Annotated in this window: 13 protein-coding genes and 3 pseudogenes; 6 read left to right on the forward strand and 10 right to left on the reverse strand. The window is 64.1% G+C overall.

The features are described 5' to 3' along the window. Positions 1-3: 3 nt before the first annotated feature. The 3 genes from mobA to AB5975_22475 all read right to left on the reverse strand — a co-directional run bounded on the left by mobA (position 4) and on the right by AB5975_22475 (position 4,956). Positions 4-579 (reverse strand): molybdenum cofactor guanylyltransferase MobA, encoded by a 576-nt coding sequence (mobA, locus tag AB5975_22465; GenBank protein XDR19276.1) that lies wholly within the window; start codon positions 577-579, stop codon positions 4-6. Between the two features lie 61 nt (positions 580-640). Beyond that, positions 641-3,769 carry a multidrug efflux RND transporter permease subunit gene (locus AB5975_22470; protein ID XDR19277.1) on the reverse strand — a complete coding sequence of 1,043 codons (3,129 nt, stop codon included), beginning with the start codon at positions 3,767-3,769 and terminating at the stop codon, positions 641-643. Positions 3,770-3,780: 11 nt separating this feature from the next. Further along, on the reverse strand, positions 3,781-4,956 hold the full coding sequence (locus AB5975_22475; protein ID XDR19278.1) for an efflux RND transporter periplasmic adaptor subunit: 1,176 nt from the start codon (positions 4,954-4,956) through the stop codon (positions 3,781-3,783). Positions 4,957-5,147: 191 nt separating this feature from the next. Between AB5975_22475 and AB5975_22480 the strand changes: the two genes are divergently transcribed. Both AB5975_22480 and AB5975_22485 read left to right on the forward strand, forming a co-directional pair. Next, the gene (locus AB5975_22480) at positions 5,148-5,849 is read left to right on the forward strand and encodes a response regulator (GenBank protein ID XDR19279.1); all 702 of its coding nucleotides are present in this window, start codon (positions 5,148-5,150) and stop codon (positions 5,847-5,849) included. A 6-nt stretch (positions 5,850-5,855) separates the two neighbouring features. Then, the gene (locus tag AB5975_22485; protein XDR19280.1) at positions 5,856-7,154 is read left to right on the forward strand and encodes an ATP-binding protein; all 1,299 of its coding nucleotides are present in this window, start codon (positions 5,856-5,858) and stop codon (positions 7,152-7,154) included. Here the strand turns inward: AB5975_22485 and AB5975_22490 are convergent. From AB5975_22490 to nrfB, 4 genes are read right to left on the reverse strand one after another with little or no spacing between them, the layout of a single operon-like run. Then, positions 7,129-8,220 (reverse strand): diguanylate cyclase, encoded by a 1,092-nt coding sequence (locus AB5975_22490; GenBank protein ID XDR19281.1) that lies wholly within the window; start codon positions 8,218-8,220, stop codon positions 7,129-7,131. The two genes, AB5975_22485 and AB5975_22490, sit on opposite strands and share 26 nt — an antisense overlap. Positions 8,221-8,261: 41 nt before the next feature. Continuing rightward, entirely contained in the window at positions 8,262-9,101 is an 840-nt protein-coding gene (locus AB5975_22495) for a DUF4434 family protein (protein ID XDR19282.1), read from the reverse strand. Further along, positions 9,101-12,106 carry a phage receptor gene (locus AB5975_22500; GenBank protein ID XDR19283.1) on the reverse strand — a complete coding sequence of 1,002 codons (3,006 nt, stop codon included), beginning with the start codon at positions 12,104-12,106 and terminating at the stop codon, positions 9,101-9,103. The genes AB5975_22495 and AB5975_22500 overlap by 1 nt, the downstream gene beginning before the upstream one ends. After that, positions 12,103-14,277: a cyclic di-3',5'-guanylate-activated glycosyltransferase NrfB gene (gene nrfB, locus AB5975_22505; protein XDR19284.1), complete on the reverse strand. Its 2,175-nt coding sequence runs from the start codon at positions 14,275-14,277 to the stop codon at positions 12,103-12,105. The genes AB5975_22500 and nrfB overlap by 4 nt, the downstream gene beginning before the upstream one ends. A gap of 193 nt (positions 14,278-14,470) precedes the next feature. On the opposite strand from nrfB, the gene AB5975_22510 reads away from it, so the two are divergent. The 4 genes and pseudogenes from AB5975_22510 to AB5975_22525 all read left to right on the forward strand — a co-directional run bounded on the left by AB5975_22510 (position 14,471) and on the right by AB5975_22525 (position 16,638). Beyond that, positions 14,471-14,902, forward strand: coding sequence for a PACE efflux transporter (locus AB5975_22510; GenBank protein ID XDR19285.1), 432 nt, complete (start codon positions 14,471-14,473; stop codon positions 14,900-14,902). 179 nt (positions 14,903-15,081) lie between these two features. Beyond that, positions 15,082-16,088: pseudogene (ilvA, locus tag AB5975_22515) on the forward strand (threonine ammonia-lyase, biosynthetic). Between the two features lie 95 nt (positions 16,089-16,183). Continuing rightward, positions 16,184-16,291, forward strand: a pseudogene (locus AB5975_22520) (hypothetical protein). A 119-nt stretch (positions 16,292-16,410) separates the two neighbouring features. Then, positions 16,411-16,638, forward strand: coding sequence for a hypothetical protein (locus AB5975_22525; protein XDR23011.1), 228 nt, complete (start codon positions 16,411-16,413; stop codon positions 16,636-16,638). A gap of 165 nt (positions 16,639-16,803) precedes the next feature. Here AB5975_22525 and AB5975_22530 read toward each other — a convergent pair whose 3' ends face one another. The 3 genes and pseudogenes from AB5975_22530 to AB5975_22540 form a co-directional block, all read right to left on the reverse strand. Then, the gene (locus AB5975_22530; protein ID XDR19286.1) at positions 16,804-17,985 is read right to left on the reverse strand and encodes a hypothetical protein; all 1,182 of its coding nucleotides are present in this window, start codon (positions 17,983-17,985) and stop codon (positions 16,804-16,806) included. Positions 17,986-18,048: 63 nt separating this feature from the next. Beyond that, a pseudogene (locus tag AB5975_22535) lies at positions 18,049-18,515 on the reverse strand (VOC family protein). Between the two features lie 110 nt (positions 18,516-18,625). After that, positions 18,626-20,245: an NADP-dependent glyceraldehyde-3-phosphate dehydrogenase gene (locus AB5975_22540; GenBank protein ID XDR19287.1), complete on the reverse strand. Its 1,620-nt coding sequence runs from the start codon at positions 20,243-20,245 to the stop codon at positions 18,626-18,628. Between the last annotated feature and the right edge of the window lie 101 nt (positions 20,246-20,346).

Genomic DNA, 20,346 nt, shown 5'->3' on the forward strand with positions numbered 1-20,346 from the left:
ATCTCAGCCTTGCAGCAGTTCCGGGCTGTTGAAGTTGCTTAGCCGACAATCATCGTCGGCACACGCCAGCCCTTGCACCGCCTCGCGCAGCAAGGCCTTCTGCAAGCTCCGCTCACCCGCCGCCCAGGCTTGTTCCAGCACCGGCAACACCCGTTTTGGCAGCACGCTGAACATCGGCTGCCAATACTCACCCTGACGCACCATCGCCGCACTGTCATTGGCCTTCGCCAGCCGCAGCAGGTCTTCGATCAACACCTGATCGACACGTGGTGCATCGCAGGCCAGCAGCACAACCCATTCATGCCGTGCCACCTTGAGCCCGGCAATCACTCCCGCCAAAGGCCCGGGGAAGTCCGCCTCGGCATCGCCCACCACCTGGTCGGCATACGCCCGGTAGGCCTCCTGGTTACGGTTGCAGGAAATCACCAGGTCGTCGCTCAGCGGGCGCACCACTCGCTGTACATGCGCCACCAAGGGTTCGCCCTGCCAGTCGATCAAACCCTTGTCGCGGCCGCCCATACGCTGCCCGCGACCGCCGGCAAGGATGAGGATGGAGCAGGGGGGAAATGCATCAGGCATGAAAAAGGGTTCCGGGCAGTCATTGCCGGGAACCCTCCCATTTCACGCGGGGCTTGTCCAGTCAGCTTTCACCGGCCACCGGATGCGTGGCAGCGTTTTGCGTCTGGCGCCGCCCGGACAGGCGCATCACCACCACGAAGAACACCGGCACGAACACCACCGCCAGGGTGGCGCTGAGCATGCCGCCGATCACCCCGGTGCCGATCGCTTGCTGGCTGGCGGAACTTGCGCCGCTGGCGATGGCCAGTGGCACCACGCCGAGGATGAACGCCAGCGAGGTCATCACGATCGGCCGCAGGCGCAGGCGGGCGGCTTGTACGGCAGCGTCGACGGCGTCCACGCCCTGATCGACCAGGTGCTTGGCGAACTCGATGATCAGGATGGCATTCTTCGCCGACAGGCCGATCAGAGTAATCAGGCCAACTTTGAAGAATACATCGTTGGGCATGCCGCGCAGGGTCACGGCCAGCACTGCACCCAGCACGCCGAGTGGTACCACCAGCAGTACCGCAGTCGGGATCGACCAGCTTTCGTACAGCGCCGCCAGGCACAGGAACACCACCAGCAACGACAGCGCCATCAGCATCGGTGCCTGGCTGCCGGAAAGGCGTTCCTGCAGGGACAGGCCGGTCCATTCCAGGCCGGCACCGGCTGGAAGCTGCGCCACCAGGCGCTCGACTTCGGCCATGGCCTCACCGGAGCTGTAGCCGGCCGCCGGTTCGCCGGAAATCGACACCGCCGGGTAGCCGTTGTAGCGGGTCAGCTGCACCGGGCCGCTGACCCATTTGGCCTGGACGAACGCGCCCAGTGGCACCATCTTGCCGCTAGTGTTGCGTACGTGGATTTTCAGCAAATCCTCGACCTGGCTGCGCTGGTTGCCTTCGGCCTGCACCACCACCCGCTGCATGCGGCCCTGGTTGGGGAAGTCGTTGACGTAGCTGGAGCCCACAGCCACGTCCAGCACCGTGCCGATATCGGCAAACGATACGCCCAGGGCATTGGCCTGGCGGCGGTCGATTTCCAGCTGCACTTGCGGGCTTTCCGCCAGCGAGGCTTCACGCACGTTGGTCAATACCTTGCTTTTGCCGGCGCTTGCCAGCAACTGGTCACGGGCCGCCATCAGTTCGGCGTGGCCCATGCCGCCACGGTCCTGCAGGCGGAACTCGAAGCCGGTCGATTCGCCCAGGCCGTCGATTGGGGGTGGCAGTACCGAGAAGGCGATGGCGTCCTTGAGCTGGCTGAAGGCCATGGTCGCGCGGTCGGCGATCGACTGGGCGCTGTCATCGGTGCCGCGCTCGGACCAGTCCTTGAGCGTGGTGAAGGCCAGCGCCGCGTTCTGCCCGCTGCCGGAGAAGCTGAAACCGAGAATCAAGGTGGTGTTGCCCACCCCCGGTTCCTCGGCGTTGTGCGCCTCGATCTGCGCGGCTACCTGTTCGGTGCGCATGCGGCTGGCACCGGGCGGCAGTTGGATGTCGGTAATGGTGTAACCCTGGTCTTCGGTGGGCAGAAACGCCGTGGGCAACTGGCTGAACCCGTAGCCCAGCACCGCCAGCAGCACTGCGTACACCGCCAGGTAGCGGCCACTGCGCTTGAGCGCCTGTACCACCCAGCGTTGGTAGCCGTTGCTCATGCTTTCGAAGCGGCGGTTGAACCAGCCGAAGAAGCCTTTGCGTGCGTGGTGCTCACCTTTGGCCACGGGCTTGAGCAGGGTGGCGCACAATGCCGGGGTCAGGCTGAGGGCAAGAAACGCCGAGAACAGGATCGATACCGCCATCGACAGCGAGAACTGCTGGTAGATCACCCCCACCGAGCCTTGCATGAAGGCCATGGGCAGGAACACCGCCACCAGTACCAGGGTGATACCGATGATCGCCCCGCTGATCTGGCCCATGGCTTTGCGCGTGGCCTCTTTGGGCGGCAGGCCTTCTTCGGCCATGATGCGCTCGACGTTTTCCACCACCACGATGGCATCGTCGACCAGGATGCCGATGGCCAGCACCATGCCAAACAGGGTCAGCACATTGACCGAGAAGCCCATGGCCAGCATCACGGCGAAGGTGCCCATCAATGCCACGGGCACCACCAGGGTCGGGATCAGCGTGTAGCGCAGGTTCTGCAGGAACAGGAACATCACTGCGAACACCAGCAGCATGGCTTCGAACAGGGTGTTGATGACCTGCTCGATCGACACTTTGACGAACGGCGAGGTGTCGTAGGGGATGTCGTACTTGACGCCTTCCGGGAAGTAGCGGGCCAGGTCCTGCATCTTCGCCCGTACCAGGGTGGCGGTTTCCATGGCGTTGGCCCCCGGCGACAGCTGCACGCTGAAGGCGGTGGCCGGCTTGCCGTTCAGGCGCGTGCCGTACTGGTATTCCTGGGCGCCGATCTCGACCCGGGCGACATCCCCGATGGTCACCGTGGAGCCATCCAGGTTGGCGCGCAGGACAATGGCGGCGAATTCTTCAGGCGTGCTCAGCTGGCCCTTGACCACTACGTTGGCGGTGATTTCCTGGGTGTCGCGGCTGGGCAGGTCGCCAATGCTGCCAGGGGCGACCTGGGCGTTCTGCGCCGCGATGGCCTCGGCCACGTCGTTGGGCGTGAGGTTGAAGCCGATCAGCTTGCGTGGGTCGATCCAGATGCGCATGGCGCGCTCGGAGCCGTACAACTGAGCCTTGCCGACGCCTTTGAGGCGGCGGATTTCGTCCATCACGTTACGGGCAAGGATGTCCGACAGCGCGGTTTCGTCGAGCTTGCCGTCTTCGGAGGTGAGGGTGGCCAACAGCAGGAAGCCCGTAGACACCTTCTCCACTTGCAGGCCCTGCTGGGTGACTGGGCGTGGCAGGCGCGATTCGACCACCTTCAGGCGGTTTTGCACGTCGACCTGGGCCAGGTCCGGGTTGGTGCCTGGGGCGAAGGTGGCGGTGATGGTGGCGCTGCCCAGGCTGCTCTGCGACTCGAAGTACAGCAGGTTGTCGGCGCCGTTGAGTTCCTGCTCGATCAGGCTGACCACGCTTTCGTCCATGGTCGCCGCCGAGGCGCCTGGGTACACGGCGTAGATCTCCACCTGTGGCGGTGCCACGTTGGGGTACTGGGCCACCGGCAGTTGCGGGATGGCCAGCGCACCGGCCAGCAGGATGAACAGTGCGACCACCCAGGCGAATACCGGGCGATCGATGAAGAATTGCGGCATTGATCAGGCCCTCACTGGCCGATGTGCTGAGCGATGGGAGGGGCACCGGGTGTGGTGTCGACCTGCACCTGGTCGCCGGCCTTGACGTGCTGCAGGCCCTCGATCACCACCCGCTCGCCGGCGGCCAGGCCCTCGCTGACGATCCAGCGGTCGCCCTGGGCGCTGCCCAGGACTACCTGACGGTCGCTGACGCGGGCCTGCTGGTCGACCACCAGCACCTTCGGCACGCCGGCGCTGTCGCGCAGGATGGCGCGTTGCGGCACGCTCAGGCCCTTGGCTTGCACCGCCTGCTCCAGGCGTACGCGCACGTAGCTGCCGGGCAGCAGGTCGAGGTCCGGGTTGGGGAACTCGCTGCGCAGGGTGATCTGGTTGGTGCTGGGGTCGACGCTGATGTCGGAAAACAGCAGCTTGCCCGGCAGCGGGTAGGCGCTGCCGTCGTCCTGGATCAGGGTGGCGCGGGCCTGGCTGTCGCCTACCTGTTGCAGCTCGCCAGCACGCAGGGCGCGGCGCAAGGCGTTCAGCTCACGGGTCGACTGAGTGACATCGGCATGGATCGGGTCCAGTTGCTGGATGGTCGCCAGCGGGGTGGTCTCGTTTTGCCCGACCAGCGCGCCTTCGGTGACCTGGGCGCGGCCGATACGGCCGGAGATCGGCGCGGTCACAGTGGCGTAACCGAGGTTCAGGCGAGCCCGCTCCAGGGCTGCTTTGGCTTCGGCCACTGCAGCGTCGGCCTGCAGGAAGCTGGCTTTGGCGTTGTCGTATTCCTGGCGGCTGACGGCCTTGTCATCGACCAGCTCGCGGTAGCGCTGCTCTTGCAAGCGCGCCTGGTACAGGGTCGCCTCGGCCTTGGCCAGGGTGGCGCGGGCGCTGTCATGGTCGGCCTTGAACGGCGCCGGGTCGATCAAGAACAGTACATCGCCCTGTTTGACGTCGCTGCCTTCGCGGTACACCCGCTTGAGCACCACGCCAGCGACCCGCGCGCGCACTTCGGCGGTGCGCGGGGCCAGGATACGGCCGCTTAGCTCACTGCTGATGGCCAGGGGTTGCAGTTGCAAGGTTTCCACCCGCACTTGCGGGGTGGGGGCTTTTTCGTCTTGCTCGGCGCTGTCGCCGCAGCCGGCCAGGGACAGGCTCAGGAACGCCAGGAGCGCCAATGGGCGCAGGCGCGGGGAGAGGGTAGTAGGCATGCGGATCTTCCGATGATGACCGTGTCTATGCTAAGGCAGGTGCTGCCTGGGCGGCTGTTAATACCTGTAGGGCGAGTGTGAAAAAGTGTGAAGAACAAGCCTGTGGCGCGGTAGTGTTCTATATCCTGAGTGTTCCTGTGCCGGCTTCTTCGCGGGCACAGGTATACCTCAACCCAGACTCCCAAGCACCTATGCCGAATATTTTACTGGTCGAAGACGACAGCGCCCTGTCCGAGTTGATCGCCAGCTACCTGCAACGCAACGACTTCCATGTCCAGGTGATCGCCCGGGGCGATCATGTGCTGGACGAGTACCGCCGGCAAAAGCCCGACCTGGTCATACTCGACTTGATGCTGCCAGGCATCGATGGCCTGCAGCTGTGCCGCCTGCTGCGCCAGGAGTCGCAGAGCCTGCCAATTCTCATGCTGACCGCCCGCGACGACAGCCATGATCAGGTACTGGGCCTGGAAATGGGTGCCGACGACTACGTGACCAAACCCTGCGAGCCACGCGTGCTGCTGGCGCGCGTGCGTACGCTGCTGCGCCGCAGCAGTGTCAACGAGCCGCGGCTGGACAACGACCTGATCCTGATCGGCGGCCTGCGCATCGACCTGGCCGAGCGCACGGTCAGTTGGCGCGGCGAAGAGGTGGAGCTGTCCAGCGGCGAGTACAACCTGCTGGTGGTGCTGGCGCGCAATGCCGGCGAGGTGATGAACCGCGACCGTATCCTGCAACAACTGCGTGGCATCGAGTTCAATGGCACCGACCGCTCGGTGGACGTGGCCATCTCCAAACTGCGGCGCAAGTTCGACGACAACGCTGGCGAAGCACGCAAGATCAAGACCGTGTGGGGCAAGGGGTACCTGTTCAGCCGCGTCGAGTGGGAGTGCTGATCGGCCATGCTCAAGATCCTGGTGCGGCTGTACCTGGTGATCATCGTCGCCTACGCCGGCGCGTTGCTGTTCATCCCCGACACCATCGTTGGCCTGTTCCGCGAGCGCTTCATGGCCTACAACCTGGACCAGGCAAAGGGTGTGCAGGCGTTGATCGTACGCCAGTTCCGCCAGGCCCCGCGTGAGCAGTGGCCGGCGGTGGAGCAGGAACTGGCCGGTGATTTTGCGCCGCTGGAGCTGAAACTGCTGCGCATGGACCAGGCGGGTTTGAGCGAGGAAGAACAGGCACGCCTGGAGCATGGCCTGTACGCGGTGCGTATTGCCGAGTGGGGCTACTACGAAACGGTGCTGGCGCCGCTGGACAAGCAATGGCTGGTGCGGCTGCATTCGCCGCCAGACCCGCTGGACATCAACGTGCTGTCGTGGGGCGTGACGGTGCTGATCGGTGCGGCCATGCTCGGGTGCCTGCTGCTGTGGGTCTGGCCGCACTGGCGCGACCTGGAGCGCCTCAAGGAGACCGCTCGGCGCCTGGGCCAAGGGCAGATGGCCGAGCGCACGCACATTTCACCACACTCCAACATCGGTGAGCTGGCCGGGGTGTTCGACACCATGGCCAGTGACCTGGAGCGCCACGTCAACCAGCAGCGCGAGCTGCTCAATGCGGTATCGCACGAGTTGCGCACGCCGCTGACCCGGCTGGATTTCGGCCTGGTGCTGTTGTTCGACGAAGTGCCGCCGGCCAGCCGCAAGCGCCTGCTGGAACTGGTCGGGCATGTGCGCGAACTGGACGAGCTGGTACTGGAGTTGCTGTCCTATAGCCGCTTGTACAACGCTGACCAGGCTCGCGAACGGGTCGAAGTGTCGCTGCTGGAGCTGGTCGACAGTGTGCTTGGCAGCTTTGCCGAGGAGCTTGATGGCCGTGGTATCCAGTGGGAAGTGCGGGCCGAAGGTGACCTGCCGCGCTTTGTGCTGGACCCTCGGCTGACGGCGCGCGCGGTGCAGAACCTGGTGCGCAATGCCATGCGCTATTGCGACGAAAGCCTGTTGTTGCGCTTGCGCCTGGAAGAGGATGGCGCCTGCCTGCTGACGGTGGAGGATGACGGGATTGGCATTCCGGTGGAGGAGCGCGAGCGCATTTTCCAGCCGTTCTACCGGCTAGACCGAAGCCGCGACCGAAATACCGGTGGGTTTGGCCTGGGGCTGGCGATCAGCCGGCGGGCCATCGAGGGGCAGGGTGGTACCTTGACCGTGGCACAGTCGGCGCTGGGTGGGGCGCAGTTCAGGATTCGCTTGCCAGCCGGGTAGTCCACAGCACGAACCGGTCCTTGCCGGTGTGCTTGGCTTCATACAGCGCCTGGTCGGCCTTGATCAACGCCATGGTCAATGTATCGCCCGCGCTCACCTGGGCCAGCCCGATACTGATGGTCACCGGGTGTGTGCCCGCATCCTCGCGTACCCTGCGTACCAATGCCTCCATCTGCTGCTCGGCACCTTGCTGGTCCAGCCCTTCAAGAAAAATGGCAAACTCCTCGCCGCCCAGTCGGGCGAACTCGGAATCGACCATGGCGGCCTTGATATGCAGTGCCACGCGTCTTAGCACTTCATCACCAATGTCGTGGCCGAAACGGTCATTCACTTTCTTGAAGTTGTCTATGTCGACCATCGCCAGGTATTGCCCGGGCGTTGCCAGTTTCAGTTGTTGCTCCGTTTTGGCCATGAACGAGCGGCGGTTGGGGATTTCGGTCAGGGCGTCGACGTAAGCTTGTTCAAGCAGCACCCTGGACAGGTAGAAATTGTGCAGTTTGGCCTTGCGCGTCTGCAGGTAGCTGTAGGTGATCAGGCCGCTGAGAAACACGGCGTAACTGACCAGCATGGCGCCTTCGAGCGCGTCGGGCTCGATACGGGTGTGGTAGAACGGGTTGAGCATCACCCAGGTGATGACCATGGCGCTGAAGAACGACCAGCGTCGCACCGGCAGCACCGACACGGCGTACAGCACGGTGGATACGCCAAGTACCAGCCACACCGGGCGCAGGGCCACCGGGATGCCTTCGATCAGCAGGCGCATGCCCAAGGTGATGATGGTGATGAACAGCAGGTTGAGTACATCGAAGTGATGGCTGCGGCGGGTGAAATGCAGTACTACGCAAAGGCTGCCGAGCGCGGCGATGAACAGGTAGGACAGCCAGGTGAAACCCTGACCGCCGAGAAAACTGACGATCAGGTCGAAGACCAGCCAGATCAGGATGCTGATGCAGAACACCAGCAGGCAGAACGGGCGCATGGACTCGAATTCGTGTTGTCGGAACTCGGCGCGCAAGGCGGCGGGGGCGACCTGCTTGCGCACGTGTTCTTCGATGGTCTTGAACATCGGTGGGCTCCTCGGAGTACTGCTTTGCCAGGCCAAACAACTCAATTTTGTGGCAAGACACCTGTGGCCCAAGGCCGGTAGCGCAAGGCAAACACCGCCTCGGCATGGCACCCGCTGCCCAGCTTGGGCTCGGCAGGTTCGGCCCTGAATGGCTGCCCAGGCGCGCTCACCTGGCGGAACGCCTCGCGCACCACGCCTACCCGGCATGGCAAGGCCTGCTCGTAGCTCTGGCGCACCAACGGCGGCAAACGCTCTGTACCGGCGCCATCCTGCCACCACACGGTCAAGCCCAACCCGACCAGTTGATCCAGCCAGCTGGCATGGACGCGCGGCGACAGCTTGCCAGCACTGAATGCACTGATGTGCAACGGTTTGTCCAGCTGGCGGTTGAACGCCTGCAGTTGGCTGTAGAGCGCATCGCGTCGTTCGGCATCACGAAAATGCTGGTCGTCCAGTTCCATGGGCAGGTACCAGCCATCCACCGGCAACTGCCACACCTGACGAAGGTGTTGGTACTGGCTGAGCGAACGGCCCAATTGCGCCTTCCAGTAGCTGTTCAGGCCCTCGCCATCCAGTTGCTCGAGGCGCTGGTAATAGGCCGGGTCCATGTACAGCCCCATAACCAGCTGCAGGCCCTCGGCACGCGCCGTGCGCAGGCTGTTGGCCAGCCAGCCCTGGGCGCCACCGAAATCGCTGTCGCCATAGGCGCTCCATTGCACGATCAGGGTGTTGCCACCTTGGGCAGCGGTGGCATGCCACAGTTGCTGCCATTGGGCGGGGGTGACGCTGGCATCACGGTTCAGCGGTTGGTAGAACAGGCGCTGGTCGGCGGAGGCCTGTAGGCACAGGACCAGCAGGCAATAGGCGATGATCGTACGCATCAGAAAGTCATCTCCGCACCGACCAGCACACCGTTGGCGCGCTCGTAGAGGTTGCCGCCCAGCGATTGCTGGTATTCGGCACGCACTTTCAGCGAGCCGCGGTAGGCGTTGTAGCGGTCGTCGTCGAACCACCATTGCCAGCGCACGCCGACCCCGGCGCGGGCATCCTGGCGCCAGTCGTTGCTTGGGTCCTGGCTGGAAAATTCGACAAAACCGTAAGGCATGAGGGTTTGCGGGGAGCTGCCCGGCAGTTTCCAGGCGTGGCCCTGCTGGAAGCGTGACAGCCAGGCGTGGTCGCCGGCACGGGTCCACCAGGCGGCGTCGAGGTAGAGGAAACGCTCGTTCCAATCGTCCTCATCGACACGCCAGTCGTTGCGCCAGTCACCCTGGTCAAGGAACGAGGCGGTGGCGCGCAGCAGCAAGTCGTTGCTCGATTCGGCGTGGTGACGTAAATCGCCCCAGTTGCCGCCGACCTTGGCCGGGCTCAGCAATTGGCCAAGGCTGAGGCCACGGTAGTGTTCTTCGTCGATCTGGCGCTGGTGGTACAACTCGGCATACAGGTTGAGGTTGGCCTGGCCGAGCGGCTTGTAGCGCAGGCCGACCCCGGTACCCATGCTTTGTGCATAGTCGGTGCGGCTCTGGCCGCCGAACAATACCCGGCCATACACCGACAGGGTGCTGCCGTTGCGGCTGGGCTCCTCGCCCAGAGCGTGGTCCCACATGGCCAGTTGTACGTTCTGCGATTGCGCCCGGCGCGAGCTGCCGCTGCGCTGGCCATTGTCGAGGAACTTGTCGTTGGTGGAGGTGCCGGCTGGTGACCAGGTGCTGGCCAGGGTAATGGTGTCGCGACGTGACAGGCTCTCGTGGGCGCGGCGCTGACGGTACTTGCGGGCTTCGAGGCTACCGTACTCGTCATCAGCGTCGACCAGGTTCTGCTCTACGTCGAGGATGCGCCGCAGTTCGCGGCGTGCCGCAGCGCTGTCTTCATGCTCGTCGTAGCGCAGGGCCAGTGTTTCGCCCAGGCGGTAGTCTTCGGGGAAGTCGTGGGTGGCGCGCTCAAGGTAGGGGATCGACTGAATGCGCTGGGCCTTGTCTGTCGAACCGGCCAGGCGCATGCCGTAATCGGCTCGATAGCGCGGCTGATCGGGGGCCATGCGCACGGCTTCGGCCAGCCAGGCGGTGCTTTGCGCGCTGTCGCCAGCCAGTTGCGCAGTACTGGATGCGGCGTAGTAGTGATCGGCGCGCGGGTTGTGCGCCAGAGCCTGGCGCTGAAAGCCCAGCGCGGTCTGCGGGTCGCCTTGGCGCTGGGCGATGGCGGCGCCCAGCGCCCAGTCATCGGCGCTGCGGTGTGCGGCGGCGTCCCAGTAGCGGCGGGCGGCATCCGCGTCGCCTGCATTCAGCGCGCCACGGGCGGCGGTGAGGCGGGCGTTGTCGGTCCAGGCGCTGTCCGGCAGGCTGCGCCAGATGGGCAGGGCGGCTTCGGAGTCGCCGGCCGCTTCAAGTGCGTAGGCCAGTGGCAGACGGTTGCCATTGTCGCCCAGGCGTTCGGCGGCCTGGTAGTAGACCACCGCTTCGCCCGGCTGCTCGGGCATGGCGCAACGCCCAAGGGCGCGGTACTGGCCGGGCTCGCTTGGGGTAGCTGGCACGGCCTGGCGCACGGCATCGCACAGGCCGGCCTCGGCCAGCCGGCCAAGCAACTGGGCGCGGGTATTGGCGTCGACCCGGGGGATCAGGCTGAGCATGCGTCGGCTGTCCAGTGGGCCGTCGTTGCGGGCATACAGGTTGCCCAGGCGCTGCAGCAGCGAGGGGGTGAGGCGGCCCTGGCGACGGTCGTAGGCCTGCTCCAGCAGTTGCCGGGCGCGATCACCGTGGCCCTGTTCGGTCAGCAGGAAGGTGGCTTGCTCCAGTGCGGCGAGGTCGCCGCTCTGCCGGTAGCGTTTCTCCCATTCGGCAGCGGTGCGCGGCTGCGCAGGTTGTGGTGGGTCGCCGTACAGGCGTTGCTTGAGCACCGCGTAGGCCCGCGGGTCGGTACTGGCGGTGCAGCCTTTGAACTGTTCACGGGCCAGATCCGGGTCTTGGTGTGACAACCAGTCGACCGTTTCCAGGCAAGGGCGTTGCAGGTCGTTGCTCAGGCGCTGCACCAGTGCAGCGTCGTCGCCTTCGCGGGCCAACTGCCAAAGTTGCTGGCGCTGTTCGGGGTGCTGCAGTTGCTCGGGCGGTAGCGACTGCAGCCAGCGTTGGGCTTGCTGGTGGTGGCCAACGGCAATGGCGCGGTTGGCCATGGCCAGGCGCGCCTGGTTGGCCGCTGTGGCGGATGGCGCGCTGGGTAACAGCGCATTCAGGCCTTTTTCGTCGACTTTCTGGATATAGGCATTGGCCAGGCGTTGCCAGTCTTCGGCGGGCAACTGGCCTTTGTCGGCCAGCGGCTGCAGCTGTTCGATGGTTTCTTTCCAGTTGCGCAGTTGCTCGGCGAAGTTGGCCCGAGCCAGGCGCAGTACCTGGCCGTCGTTGCCGGGCGGTAGCTGGTTGAGCCAGTCCAGCGCCTTGGCCGCGCCACCAAACTTGGCCAGGCTCAGGCTGTAGGCCTGCCACAGGCGCACCCGCTGGTTGCCGTCGCTGGCGGCCAGCCATTGTTCCACCTGGCTGGCCGCCGGTGGGTCCTGTTCGATCCAGGTCAAGCGTAGCGCCAGCAGGGCGTCGGCATACTCGGGGCTGTCGCCCAGCTGCTCGGCCTGCGCCTGGGCCTCTTTGTAACGGCGTTGGTGGGCCAGGGCCTCGACCAGCAGGGCACGCGCCTCGTCGTTGTTCGGCACCCGCCCCAGCACGTGGCGAGTCAGGCGCTCGACTTCCGCCCAATTGTCCTTCTTGGCCTCGCGGTAGCTGCGGTCCATGAACGGAAAGCTGGTGAACCGCTGAAAGTCGGTCATCGGCGCCGAAGCAGCGGCGGGCAGGGCAGCGCAGAACAGCAACAGTCCAGTGAAAGTCAGGGAAAAGCGCGGCTTCATGCCACCTCCCGGGTCAGGTCAAAGGCGGCCTGCTGTTCGCTGGCCTGTTCGATCAGGGCCTGCTCCAGCACCTGTTCGGTGATGATGCCTCGGGCGATCAGGTGCTCGCCCAGGCTCTGGTGTTCAGGGTCGAAGTCGATCAGCGCCTGGTTGAACAGGGTGACCGGGACCATGCCCCGCACCTGCAGCAGTGCGCCGAGCATGACCTGGTGATGGCTGACCCGCTCCAGCAGCGCTTCGTTGTCCTGGTGGCGTTCAAGGACGGCCAGCATGTCGCGGGTTTCTGGCTTCTGCCAGGGGCTTGGGTAGTGGTAGCGCAGGCCCAGCGTGACCCGGCCCTGGGGTGCCAGGCGGGCCTTGACCGGGCGTTTCAGCTGGCGGCTGATAACCCCAAGCGACACCTGGCTGACCGGGCTTTCGCTGGCCAGGATCAGCGTGTCGCCGTCTTCATCCACCGGCAGCACGCCATAATGCGTGGCCAGCTTGCGCGGCAGTTTGGCGATCAACTGCGGGTCGAGCTTGAACGGGTTCAGCGGTGCCCAGGGCAAGTCCAACTGTTCGGCCAGGGTGGCCACCAACTGCTCGCTGTTCAACCAGCCGCGCAGTAGCAGTTCGCGGCCCAGGCGCCGGCGAACCGGGCTGGTGATGGCCTGCTGCAGCTGTTCGTCGCTGATCAGGCCCTTGGCCACCAGGCGCTGGCCCAGTGGTATGCGGGCAGGTGCGGCGATGGCGGGGAACTCGTGGGTGGTCTTGTCCCAGGCCACGCGCCGCGAATCGCCCATTTCCATGACCTGGCGCAGGGCGCGCAGGTTGGCGAAAAAATTGACGAAGTTGCTCCACATCATCCGCGGTGCCGACAGCAGGCCCTCGCCGATGCCATAGAAGCGGGTGACGAACCAGGCGCGCTGGAACAGCCGGTTGAACAGCATCAGGCCGTTCAGCCACAGCAGGGTCGACAGCAGCCAGCTGTCGCTTAGGATCGACATGAAACGCCACGAATTCGGCGCGACCACCGTGACCAGCCACATGGCCAGCAATACCAGCAGCAACAGGTTGACCAGAAAGCTCAGCAGGTAGGCGAACAGCCCACGGCGGTCACGCCAGAGGAAATAGTTGAGTGCGCCTTTGCGGCTCCACCCGAGGTTGCTGGTGCCCTGGAACACGATGCCGACAATCCAGCGCGACTTCTGCCGGATGGCATGCTGCCAGTCACGTGGGAAGTGCTCGCGTACGCAGATTACCTGGGAGAACTCGCGGCTCATGCCCGGGCGCCAGTCCTGCTTCAGGGTCAGTGCCGGGTCGGTGATGGAATAGCGGGCGAAAATGCACTTCATGCCTTTTTGCTTCAGGCGAAAACCGATGTCGTAGTCTTCGGTCAGGCTCTGTACGTCGAAGGCGATGCCGTCACCGTCCTCGAGCAGCGCGCTGATGGCGCGGCGGCTGAAGCAGGTGCCGACGCCGGCGCTGGGCACCTGGCCCGTCAGCGCTTCACGCACGATCACGTCCTTGCCGTGGTTTTCGGCGAACTCGTCGACATAGTGGCCGGCAGTAAAGCCCTTCCATTCCGGTGCGTAGGGGTACACCGGGATCTGGATCATGTCCTTGCTTGGCAGCAGGTAGTTGAACAGGCGCAACTCCATGGGCGAGATCACGTCTTCGGCGTCATGCAGGATGAAGCCGGCAAACTCGATGCCCGCGTCCTGCTGGAAGCGCAGCAACGCGTCGATGATGTTGTTCAGGCAGTCGGCCTTGCTGGTGGGGCCAGGGCGCGCGCAGACCACCTTGTGCACGTTGGGGTAGTGCAGGCACACCGCGTCGACGTCGGCCTGGGTTTGCGGGTCGTTGGGGTAGGTGCCGACGAAAATCTGGTAATTCTCGTAGTCGATCGTCGAGGCTGCCAGGCGCGCCATCTCACCGACCACGCCTACTTCGTTCCAGGCCGGGACCATGATGGCCAGGGGTTTTTCCGGCACCTCGAACAAGCGCTTTTCATCGGCTTTTTCGAACTTGTCGTAAATGCGAAAACGCCGGATCAGCTTTCGCCCCCAATAGCACAGGTCGATGAAAAGGTCGTCCAGGCCCAACAGGAACATCAGCGAGGCAAGGGTGATTGCCAGAATTTTCAGGCCGAACAGCACATAGGTGAGAAAATCGATGAATGCCAAACTCATGTGGCAGCCACCGAAAGGGTAGAGGGGGCCATCGTCATTATCCTCGCTCGGTTCCTTCGACGAAGTTGTACGAGATGTCACTATTTGTACGGGATAGATACAAGCAGCCGAACGCGATGTTGTCCAAATTTCGGGCTTTTTCTTACAGGCTACATCTTGTAGTTTTACAGGTCGTTTATTCAGGGAGTTGAACATGCAAGGCAAGGCCCGCAAGATCGTCCAGGCCATTCTCTATGAGGCCATCGCCGTCGCCTGCGTGGCGCCCGCGCTGGAACTGGCGTTCGGTGCCGGGATGGCGCAGTCGACCGTGTTGTCGGTGCTGATGTCGGGCATCGCGATGAGCTGGAACATGGGCTACAACTGGGTGTTCGAGCGTTGGGAAGCGCGCCAGCACAAGCGGGAGCGCACTTTCTTGCGGCGCCTGTTGCATGCGCTGGGCTTCGAGGGCGGGTTGGTGGTGATTCTGCTGCCGTTGGTGGCGTACTGGCTGGACGTGAGCCTGTGGGCGGCACTGCTGACCAACCTGGCGTTGTTCGTGTTCTTCTTCGTTTACGCCTTCGTCTTCCAGTGGGGCTTCGACAAGGTGTTCGATGTGCCGCTTTCGGCGCAGCAAGCCAAGTGTTGACTTGCGGCCGGGCGGCAGGCTAAGTTCCTATCCCATGAACACATTCCCGTACGTGAACGCCATTATTATTACCGCCATTATCAGCTTGGCGGGCTAGCGCGTACGTGCACCGAACCCGCCCTGGAGGCGGGTTTTTTCTCTGACTCCTGGGCAACGTGAAAACAGCCAAGGAGTCATCGATGACCAGCTTCAGTGTCCTTCGTACCACCGTCACCCCCCAGCAACTGCTGTCGGAGCAGGTGCGGCGCATTCTTGCCGCGCCGGTGTACGACCTGGCCATCGAAACGCCCCTGCAGGCCGCGCCTGCCTTGTCCGCCAGCCTGGGTAACCAAGTACTGCTCAAGCGCGAAGACCTGCAGCCTACGTTCTCGTTCAAGATTCGTGGGGCCTACACTCGCCTGTCGCGTCTTACCCCCACGCAGCGCGAGTGCGGGGTGATCACCGCTTCGGCGGGCAACCACGCCCAGGGCGTGGCCTGGCGGCATCGCACCTGGGCATGAAGGCCACCATCGTCATGCCGACCACCACCCCGTCGTTGAAAGTGGAAGGGGTGCGGTCGCGCGGCGGGCATGTGGTGCTGCACGGCGAGAGCTTCCCTCATGCCCTGGCCCACGCATTGAAACTGGCCGACAGCGAAGGCGCCACCTTCGTACCACCGTTCGATGACCCGGACGTGATTGCCGGGCAGGGCACCGTGGCCATGGAAATCCTCCGTCAGCGCCCAGGTGCCCTGGACGCCATCTTTGTACCGGTGGGCGGAGGCGGCTTGATCGCTGGTATCGCCGCGTATGTGAAGTACCTGCGCCCAGAGGTGAAGGTGATCGGCGTGGAGCCGGAAGACTCCAACTGTCTGCAGGCTGCCATGGCAGCTGGCGAGCGGGTGATCTTGCCGCAGGTCGGCACCTTCGCCGATGGCGTGGCGGTGGCGCAGATCGGTGCCCATTGCTTCGAACTGTGCCGGCACTTCGTCGATGAGGTGGTAACGGTAAGCAGCGACGAACTGTGCGCGGCAATCAAGGACATCTACGATGACACCCGCTCGATCACCGAGCCTTCCGGGGCCCTGGCCGTGGCCGGGATCAAGAAGTACGTGGCGCGCGAAGGCGTGCAGGGGCAGACCCTGGTAGCAATCGACTCCGGGGCCAATGTCAACTTCGATCGTTTGCGCCATGTGGCCGAGCGGGCTGAACTGGGCGAGCAGCGCGAGGCGATCATCGCCGTCACCATCCCGGAGCAACCGGCAGCTTCCGCGCCTTCTGCCAGGCGCTGGGCAAGCGGCAAATCACCGAATTCAACTACCGCTACTACCCCGGCAAGGAAGCGCGCCTGTTCGTGGGTGTGCAAACCCACCCCGTGCACGACCCACGCGAGCAGTTGCTGGCCAACTTGCGCGAGCAGGGTTACAACGTGCTGGATTTGACCGACAACGAGCTGGCCAAGCTGCATGTGCGCCATACCGTGGGCGGGCATGCCGCACCGGGCGCGGATGAACGGGTGCTGCGGTTCGAATTCCCCGAGCGGCCTGGGCGTTGCTGGGCTTTTTGGAGCGGTTGGGCAAGCGTTGGAACATCAGCTTGTTCCATTACCGTAACCATGGGGCAGCGGAGGCGCGCGTGTTTGCGGCTTTGGAAGTGCCGGTGGATGAGCTGGCGGGGTTGCCGTTGGCGCTGGATGAGATGGGGTATCGGTATTGGGATGAGACGGATAACCCGGCGTACACGCTGTTTTTGGGCTGACACGCAATCGTTGAACAATGCAATCTCGTGTAGGAGCGGCCTTGTGTCGCGATGGGCCGCAAAGCGGCCCCTGAATATCATTGCCGCCGCAAAAATCGAGGGGCTGCTTTGCAGCCCGATCGCGACACAAGGCCGCTCCTACAAGGGTTCGTGCAAGGGCGGGTATCAACGCTCGCGCATAAAAAAGCCGGCGACGAACTTGCGGAAGGTTTCCAAACTTTTGAAGTCGGCGTAGCGCTTGAAGTTTTCAGCATCCGGCTCGGGCCCGATCGGCTGTTCCAGCAGTGACACCGACAGCACCCGGTCCTGGTCCGAGGTCATCACCAGCTCATCCATGACCTGCCCGCCAATTACCGGCCGGCGCATCTGCACTTTCACGCCCTTGCTGGCCATCCAGTCGATCAGCGACACCAGCGCCTTGAGCGGCTCGCGTTCTTCATTGCGGTACACCGGGAACAGGTGCGCGCGTGAAAGCACGGGCACGCTGGCCACATGAATCAGCTCGTAGTAATGGCTACCGGCGCTGGTCGGCGAGTAGATCATCAGTGCCAGCAACGGCCCGGTGGTACGGCTGCCGCCCCAGTACAGGTGGTGCCCCTGGAAGTCGAAGCCGTCTTCACTGCGGTTGTTGAACAGTTTGCGCCCTTTGATCTGGTCGACGCAGTCCAGCAGCAGGCCGTGGCGGCGGTGGTTGCCGAACACCGAGGCTTCGCGCAGGCGGGACTTGAGCATCATCATGTGCTTCATGTCCAGGCGTGTTTCCAGGTAGTTGCTGGCAGGCACCCGTTCCAGCAGCGGGTAGCGGCTGGCCACGCTGCGCAGTTCGGCGAACTGGCCGGTCAGGTCCTTTTTCAGGTGGGTGGCGTAAAGGTTGAGGCCACTGGTTTCGAGCCAGGTCAGCAGCAGTGACAGCAGGCGCTGTTGTTCGCGCCGATCGCTGCCATCGCTGCCTGCACCGGCTGTGCCTGCGCGCAAGTCGCCGATCAGGCGCAAGGGGGCGTCTGGCGGCAGCCAGGCGGCGGGTGGCGCGGGGTCGTTTTCGCGCTCGGCGGCTTCCTGCTCGTCTTTGGTGAACGGGCAGCCGGGCGCGTGCTCGGCGGTGCCTGGGTTGTTCTTGAGGAACAGCGTGCCAGTGTTGCCGTTAAGGGTGACATTGAGCACCGGCAAGGCGTCGTTGCGGCAATCGCAGGCCAGCCACTGGTTGGCATTGCGCACCTTCATCAGCAGCTGGTTGGCTTGCAGCAGGCGCGGGCCGGCGAGGCTGCCGGTGGCAAAGCCGACCAGCAGCTCTTCTTCGGCAGGGGTCAGGCTGCGCACCTGAACGGCGGTTTTGTCGATGATTCGCATGAAGCGGCTCCAAGCTACGAGCCTCAAGCTTCAAGCAAAGTCGCGCCGCTTTCAACTTGCCGCTCAGTTACCGCCGAACATCTTCGCGGCGCGGGCGCGAATCTCGTCGGGTGTCAGGTCCTCTTTGTGAGTGGAGACGAACCAGATGTTGCCGAACGGGTCTTCAGGGTGCCGCTGCGGTCACCGTAGAACTGGTCGGTCAAGGGGTGCAGTTGGGTGCCGCCAGCGGCCAGGGCCTGGGCATAGACTTTGTCGCAGTCTTCGACATACAGGTGCAGGCCCACGCCTGCGCCGCTGAGCTTCTGGCTGGCGGTGAGGCCGCCTTCCATGTCGCAGGGGTCGCCCAGCATCAGCGACGAATCACCAATCTTCAGCTCGGCATGGCCAACGCGGCCACCTGGGGCATCGAGGCGGAACATTTCAACCGCGCCAAAGGCCTGCTTGTAGAACTCGATGGCCTTGGCGGCGTCGTTGATGGCCAGGTAGGGGGTGATGCTGTGCTGGCCTTCGGGGATGGGTTTGACTGCCATGTTGGACGCTCCTGTGCAAGGGGCGCCGGAGGACGCCCTGTTGCTTAGAGTCGTTTGCACAGATGGAAAATCGACAGTGACGCTAGATCGATTGTCTATAAGCGCGGCCGTCAGAAGATGTAGTCGGTGGTCAGGAAGCTCGACTGGCGGTTGCGGATGATGTCGCTGATCAGTTCCTTGTTGGCCTCCTGGAAGCGCGTGGCGACCAGGGTACGGATCGAGAACACGCGCAAGGCGTCATGCACCGACAGTGTGCCTTCGGCGCTGTTCTTGCGGCCGTTGAACGGGTAGGTGTCCGGGCCACGCTGGCATTGTGCGTTGATGTTGATGCGCCCGACCTGGTTGGCGAAAATGTCGACCAGGCTGCCAATGGTGGCCGGGTCGTTGCCGAACAGGCTCAGTTGCTGGCCGTAGTCGGAGTCCAGCACATAGTCGATCACCGTTTGCAGGTCGCGGTAGGGTACCACCGGCACCAGCGGGCCGAACTGCTCCTCGTGGTACACGCGCATTTGCTGGCTGACCGGGTACAGCAAGGCGGGGTAGAAGAACGAGCCGCGGCTGTGCCCGCCACCTTCGTTGAGCACGCGTGCGCCTTTGGCCGTGGCATCGGCGACCAGGCCATCGAGGTAGTCGACCTTGCCAGGCTCGGGCAGCGGTGTCAGCGCCACGCCAGGCTCCCACGGCATGCCGGGTTTGAGCGCTGCCAGTTTGCGTTGGAACTTGTCGAGGAAGGCGTCGACCACGTCCTCGTGAACGAACAGGATCTTCAGTGCCGTGCAGCGCTGCCCATTGAACGACAGCGCCCCGGTGACGGCCTCTTCGACGGCATTGTCGAGGTCTACCTGGGGCAGCACGATGCCTGGGTTCTTGGCATCCAGGCCCAGTGCGGCGCGCAGGCGGTGGGGGCGTGGGTGCAGCTTCTTCAGGTCGCTGGCGGCCTTGTGGGTGCCAATGAAGGCGAACACATCCACCTTGCCGCTGGCCATCAGCGCGCTCACCGTTTCCCGGCCGCGGCCATAGATGACATTGATCACCCCCGGCGGGAAGCTGTCGCGGAACGCCTCGAGCAGTGGGCGAATCAGCAGCACACCGAACTTGGCCGGCTTGAACACCACGGTGTTGCCCATGATCAGCGCCGGGATCAGCGTGGTGAAGGTTTCGTTCAGTGGGTAGTTGTACGGCCCCATGCACAGTGCGACGCCCAGTGGCGCACGGCGGATCTGGCCGAGGGTGCCCTGTTCCAGTTCGAAGCGGCTGGAGCGGCGGTCAAGGTCCTTGAGGGCGTTGATGGTGTCGACGATGTAGTCGCAGGTGCGGTCGAATTCCTTTTCCGAGTCCTTGAGGTTCTTGCCGATTTCCCACATCAGCAACTTGACCACGGCCTGGCGCTGTTCACGCATGCGTGCGAGGAAGGTTTCGACATGCTGGATACGCTCGGCCACGCGCATGTTCGGCCAGGCACCACGGCCTTTGTCGTAGGCCTGTACGGCGGCGTCGAGGGCGGTGAGCGCGGTGTCGGCATCGAGCAGCGGGGCGCTGCCCAGAATGACCTGATGCTCGGTGTCGCCTTGCTTGAGCCACACCGGGCTGCGCACCGTGGCCAGGGGGCCGTCCCAGCGCCTGAGTTCACCGTTGACCAGGTAGTCGCGTTGTTCCAGGGGGGCTCCCAGGCGCCAGGCTTCCGGAATGTTATCGGCGCTGGGGAAGAGTGAATCGAGCAGACGGTCCATGGGTACTGCACCTCACATTACAGGGCGGGTTTCAAGCCAGGTGGATCGCTTCAGCCTCGAGCATGCACCGGCTGCGGAAAAAACACCAGTCTGGCTCACCC

The organism is Pseudomonas putida (assembly GCA_041071465.1).
Taxonomy (GTDB): domain Bacteria; phylum Pseudomonadota; class Gammaproteobacteria; order Pseudomonadales; family Pseudomonadaceae; genus Aquipseudomonas; species Aquipseudomonas putida_P.

Excerpts from the sequence above, each read along its gene's own strand:
- mobA (XDR19276.1), bottom strand. The coding sequence starts at position 579 with ATGCCTGATGCATTTCCCCCCTGCTCCATCCTCATCCTTGCCGGCGGT.
- AB5975_22470 (XDR19277.1), bottom strand. The coding sequence starts at position 3,769 with ATGCCGCAATTCTTCATCGATCGCCCGGTATTCGCCTGGGTGGTCGCA.
- AB5975_22475 (XDR19278.1), bottom strand. The coding sequence starts at position 4,956 with ATGCCTACTACCCTCTCCCCGCGCCTGCGCCCATTGGCGCTCCTGGCG.
- AB5975_22480 (XDR19279.1), top strand. The coding sequence starts at position 5,148 with ATGCCGAATATTTTACTGGTCGAAGACGACAGCGCCCTGTCCGAGTTG.
- AB5975_22485 (XDR19280.1), top strand. The coding sequence starts at position 5,856 with ATGCTCAAGATCCTGGTGCGGCTGTACCTGGTGATCATCGTCGCCTAC.
- AB5975_22490 (XDR19281.1), bottom strand. The coding sequence starts at position 8,220 with ATGTTCAAGACCATCGAAGAACACGTGCGCAAGCAGGTCGCCCCCGCC.
- AB5975_22495 (XDR19282.1), bottom strand. The coding sequence starts at position 9,101 with ATGCGTACGATCATCGCCTATTGCCTGCTGGTCCTGTGCCTACAGGCC.
- AB5975_22500 (XDR19283.1), bottom strand. The coding sequence starts at position 12,106 with ATGAAGCCGCGCTTTTCCCTGACTTTCACTGGACTGTTGCTGTTCTGC.
- nrfB (XDR19284.1), bottom strand. The coding sequence starts at position 14,277 with ATGAGTTTGGCATTCATCGATTTTCTCACCTATGTGCTGTTCGGCCTG.
- AB5975_22510 (XDR19285.1), top strand. The coding sequence starts at position 14,471 with ATGCAAGGCAAGGCCCGCAAGATCGTCCAGGCCATTCTCTATGAGGCC.
- AB5975_22530 (XDR19286.1), bottom strand. The coding sequence starts at position 17,985 with ATGCGAATCATCGACAAAACCGCCGTTCAGGTGCGCAGCCTGACCCCT.
- AB5975_22540 (XDR19287.1), bottom strand. The coding sequence starts at position 20,245 with ATGGACCGTCTGCTCGATTCACTCTTCCCCAGCGCCGATAACATTCCG.